General features: G+C 62.1%; 4 protein-coding genes. 1 reads left to right on the plus strand and 3 read right to left on the minus strand.

The genetic code is table 11. The features are described from left to right. Positions 1 to 93: 93 nt before the first annotated feature. Both istB and istA read right to left on the minus strand, forming a co-directional pair. Positions 94 to 843 carry an IS21-like element helper ATPase IstB gene (gene istB, locus WA145_RS12090; RefSeq protein ID WP_013100941.1) on the minus strand — a complete coding sequence of 250 codons (750 nt, stop codon included), beginning with the start codon at positions 841 to 843 and terminating at the stop codon, positions 94 to 96. Beyond that, entirely contained in the window at positions 731 to 2,410 is a 1,680-nt protein-coding gene (istA, locus tag WA145_RS12095) for an IS21-like element IS1162 family transposase (protein WP_011077898.1), read from the minus strand. The genes istB and istA overlap by 113 nt, the downstream gene beginning before the upstream one ends. A gap of 152 nt (positions 2,411 to 2,562) precedes the next feature. Here istA and WA145_RS12100 point away from each other — a divergent pair, with 152 nt between their 5' ends. Then, positions 2,563 to 2,739, plus strand: a complete 177-nt coding sequence (locus WA145_RS12100) for an MbcA/ParS/Xre antitoxin family protein (RefSeq protein ID WP_422581814.1) — start codon at positions 2,563 to 2,565, stop codon at positions 2,737 to 2,739. A gap of 430 nt (positions 2,740 to 3,169) precedes the next feature. Here WA145_RS12100 and WA145_RS12105 read toward each other — a convergent pair. Continuing rightward, positions 3,170 to 4,633, minus strand: a 1,464-nt coding sequence (locus WA145_RS12105) for a type I restriction enzyme subunit R domain-containing protein (RefSeq protein ID WP_422581815.1), incomplete at its 5' end; no start/stop codon positions are given.

Here is a 4,633-nt window from a genome sequence, read left to right on the forward strand (position 1 = left end):
TGCGGATTTCGGTGAACGTGACCGCTCATTTCGCTAACAACGTGACCGGTGGCTTCACCCGATTGCGCGGGGTTTAAATTCTAACCGCATCGGTCACGATGCGGCTTCTTCCTCCGTGTTTTTCCTCCGTAGTGACTCGCCTTTCATCACGATTCGGTAGGCGTTGTGTACCAGGCGATCGAGCAAGGCGTCGGCCAGCGTGGGGTCGTTGATCCAGCCGTGCCAGTGCTCGACGGGAAGCTGGCTGGTCAGGATGGTGGAGCGGCTGCCGGCGCGGTCGTCGATCACTTCCAGCAGGTCATGCCGGGCATTTTCCTCCAGCGCCGCCAGGCCCCAGTCGTCCAAAATCAAGACATCGACCTTGGCCAGCTGTTGCAGGGTGCGCCCGAAGCTACCGTCGCCGTGGGCGATGCGCAGTTGCTCCAGCAGGCGCGGGGTGCGCAGGTACAGCGCGCTGTAGCCCTGGCGACAGGCTTGGTGGCCCAGGGCGCAGGCGAACCAGGTCTTGCCGACGCCGGTCGGGCCGGTCAGCAGCAGGTTGTGCCGTTGACGGATCCAGTCACCACTGGCCAGGGTCGCGATCAGGCGCTCGTCCAGCGTGCGGCCACGGCGCCGGTCGAGGTCTTCCAGGCAGGCGCTGGCGTACTTGAGCTTGGCCTGTTTACGCAGCCGCTCCAGGCGCTTGTCGTCGCGCCAGGCCAGCTCGCGGTCGAGCAGCAGGCCGAGGCGCTCATCGAAGCTCAGGCTGTGGCTGGCCGGCAGCGTCCATTGTTCTTCCAGTGCTCGGGCCATGCCGCCCAGCCGCAGTTGGTGCAATTGGCTCAGGGTGTGTTGGGTCATCATCGAACAGCTCCTCTTGGGTGTAGTAATCGGCGCCACGGACGTTCTCGTGACTGCTGGGTTGTGCTGCCGGCGTCGCGGGCTTGGGCAGTGGTTGCTGGTCGAGGCCTTGCTTGAGCAGGTTGCGCACGGTGCGGCCGTTAAGCGCCCGCAGTTGCACGGCGCGGCTGGCCGCCGCCTCCAGGCGCGCGTTACCGTACTGGCGCGCCAGCGAGAGCAGGCCCAGGCAGGCGCGATAGCCCATCTCCGGGTGCGGTTTGTGGGTCAGTTGGTGCTCGACGATCTGCCGGGTTTGCGGGCCGATTCGCTCACCCCAGTCGAGCAGGCGCTGCGGCGTCCACTCGCGGTGCGCCTTGTGCGAGGCCGGCATGTGTTCGCTCTGGGTGCTGTAGGCGCCGCGCCGCTGAAGTCGCAAGTGGCTGGCGACCCGCCGGTTGCCGTGCAGGACTTCCACGGTATGCGCGCTCAGCCGCACATCGACGCTCTGCCGGGCCAGGGCCGAGGGTACGCTGTAGAAGCCGCCGTTCACTTCGATGTGGTAGTCGATGTTGACCTTGCAGCGCTTGAAGGTCACCACCTCGTAGGGATGCTGTGGCAGCGGCCGCAGCACCGGTTGATCGAGCCGCTCGAACCACTCCCGGCGGCAGCCATCGAGCTTCTTGAACGGGCGCTGGTTCAAGTCCTCCAGCAGCTTGGCAATCGCCTGGTTGAGCGCGTGCAGGCTGAAGAACTGCTGGTGGCGCAGCCGCGCCATGATCCAGCGTTCGACGACCTGTACCGCCACCTCGGCCTTGGCTTTATCCTGCGGCTTACGCGGCCGCGCCGGCAGCATCACCGTGTCGTAATGCCGGGCGCACTCCAGCGCGGCGCGGTTCAAGCCCGGCTCGTAGCGGTCGGGATGGGCGATCAGGGCGCGCGGGTTGTCCGGCACCACCATCTCGCTGACCCCGCCAAAATAGCTGAATGCCTGACCCAGCGCGGTCAGCCAGTCCACCTGGGTTTCCCCCGGCGTGGCGCAGGCATAGGTGTAGTTCGAGGCCCCCAGCGCTGCGACGAAGATATGCGCCCGGCTGATCTCGCCGGTGGCCGGGTCGATCACCGGCAGCGTCGGGCCGGCGTAGTCGATGAACAGCTTCTCGCCGGCCCGGTGCTGTTGACGCATCGAGCGTTTGAGGGTGCTGGCGTAGCGGCGGTAGTGCTCGACGAACTGGGTATAGCGGTAGGTCGGCTGCTCGGGATGGGCGGCGACGTACTCCTCCCACAGCAGTTGCAGGGTGACGCCCTTGCGCCGCAATTCGCGGTGGATCGTGATCAGATCCGGCAGCACCCGCTCGCCGCGGGTCTGGCGAACCCTGGCAGTGGGCAACAGTGCCGCCGCCAGCGCCACCTCATCCAGCACGGCCAGCGCCGGCCACTCCATCCCGGTTTCAGCGGCTGCGGTGACGTACTTACTGACGACGCCCTTGGACAGCTGCAAGGCCCGGGCGATCTTCTCGTGAGAGAGGCCGCCCTCGAACTTGAGGCGCAGACATTCTTTGATATTACGCATGGCTACTCGCTGCGCCGCCATCCCTCTACTCCCCGAAATCGGGCGAGGGTGACGGTCGCGTCAGGTCATGCGCAACGGGGTGGAAGCGTTTCGCTAAGCCGTGACCGACGATTTCGGTAAGTCGTGACCGCCTGTTTCGGAGCAGGCTGGAAATCGGTCACGTTGATAGCGAAATGAGCGGTCACGCGTTAGCGAAATGTCCGGTCACGATCTACCGAAACAGCCGGTCACGGTGGGCCGAAATACGCACTCTGGGCAATGCCAAGCCAATCGAGCTATGCGATACCGATGAGGGGGCTGCTAAGGTGCGTCGCGTACTGAGTGCAATTGAACACGGTAACTCGGTATAACGCCGGCATGACACATCACACTTAAGGGCTGACCATGTCACGCAAATCGGATAAGAGACCGCTCACTGACAAGCAAATTTCTGCACAGGAATTGCACATCCCGAAAATTGCCGGCCGTGCATTTGCTAATGCCTACAAAGCCGCAATAGCGAGTGGAGCAACGGTCCTTGTGGTTGCGGACGGTCAATTGTGCAAGGTCTCAAAGACGGAAAGAGTTGCCCTTCGCTCGATTGAGCCATACGGGACCTTGAAGCCAGGGACTCATATCAAGATCACCAAAAAACTCAGCTCCACGCCCTAGAGCCAATCTGGTAATCCCTATTTTAAAATAGGGGCCAGGTCGTGAGGGCCTGCTTCAGCTTGCCGGGTGATGGCTCGTGCGCAACATGCTTTGTGCCATTCGGAACTCCCTTTCCGTGCTGGCAGCCAATCACGCACCGCGTCGTGCATTTTCATCAACGCCCGCCGCCGTCTTCAGCATCTTCAAAATCACCAGCGCAAACGCCCGGCTCTTGGTCTCGTTATCCAGCACTTCCAGCGACAGCTTCTCGTGGTCGGTCATGGCGTCCAGCACGGTGTCCAGCACCCGCTTGGGGAACAGGCCGTGCATTACCTGTTCGAGCGAGTGGCTATTCACCTGCGCCATCACGTCTTCCTGGCGGCTGATGCGTTGGGCGATGCCGGTGAGGAATTGCAGCTGGTCCTCGTCACTGACTTCGGCGCCAAAGATATCGTTCAGCGCGTCGATGATCTCTGACAGGCGCTTCTTCTCCGGATCATGGGGCTTGCCACTGCCGACATCACTGCCTGGTTTGAGCGTGTAATCGCCACCTTCTTCGCTTAGCCGCAGTTGGTGCTCGGCGCGCTTGCTCAGGCGATAGTGGGTCAACTGCAGTTCGCCCACATCCACATCGTCTTCTTGCAGGCGATCGATGCGCAGCAGCGGATGCAGATGCTTGGCATACACGCACAGCTGCTCCAGCTCACGGTCCTCATAGGGCACGATCTGCGAGAGGAACTCGTACAGGCGCACAAAGCTCTGCAGGTTCTTCTTGAACAGGTCCAACTGATCAACCTGCTCGCCGGCTTCCTTCAGCGCGTGCTCGGCTTTTTTCAGGCCGGCGCTGTCGCCATTGGCCTCAGCCGTGCGTTTGAAATCCAGCGCGTGCAGTCGCGACTCCTGGCTAAAGGCATAACGCTTGGCAAAGCGCTCCTTGGCCGGCTGGCAGTAGTAGCTCAGCTTGCTGGCCGCCGCCTTGGGGTCGAAGAAGGCCGTGGCGAATGCCTCGACCTCTTGCCAGTGATAGATCCCCTCGGCATCCAATTTCTTCTGCAGGTCATAGATGATCTGCGGGTCGGTCACGTCGGTCAGCTCGGCCTTGGTGTAGTACGGCAAGAAGGCGTCGAGGATGTCCTGCGGCTCGTTGAAGAAATCGAGGATGAAGGTTTCCTTGGCTGGGAAGGTACGGTTCAGCCGCGACAGGGTCTGCACGCAATCCACACCTTGCAGCTTCTTGTCCACGTACATGGCGCACAGCTTGGGCTGATCGAAGCCGGTCTGGTATTTGTTGGCCGCGATCATCACGTTGAAATCCTGGGTGTCGAACGCATCGGCCAGGTCACGGCCATTCAGGCCGGTATTGAGCAGGCTGCTGCTTTCCGTCACTTCCTCGGGGATCACCTCATCCGGCAACACGCTGCCGGAGAACGCCACCAGCGGATGCACATCGCCATAGCCCATCTGCTGCACATAGGCTTTTACCGCCAACTGGTAACGCACTGCCTCCTGGCGACTGCTGGTCACCACCATGGCCTTGGCCTGGCCATTGAGCAGATGGCGGATATTGGCGCGGAAGTGCTCGACGATGATCTCGACCTTCTTGTCGATGTTGTA

Origin of the sequence: Pseudomonas sp. (genome assembly GCF_049301935.1) — a bacterium.
GTDB lineage: Bacteria > Pseudomonadota > Gammaproteobacteria > Pseudomonadales > Pseudomonadaceae > Aquipseudomonas.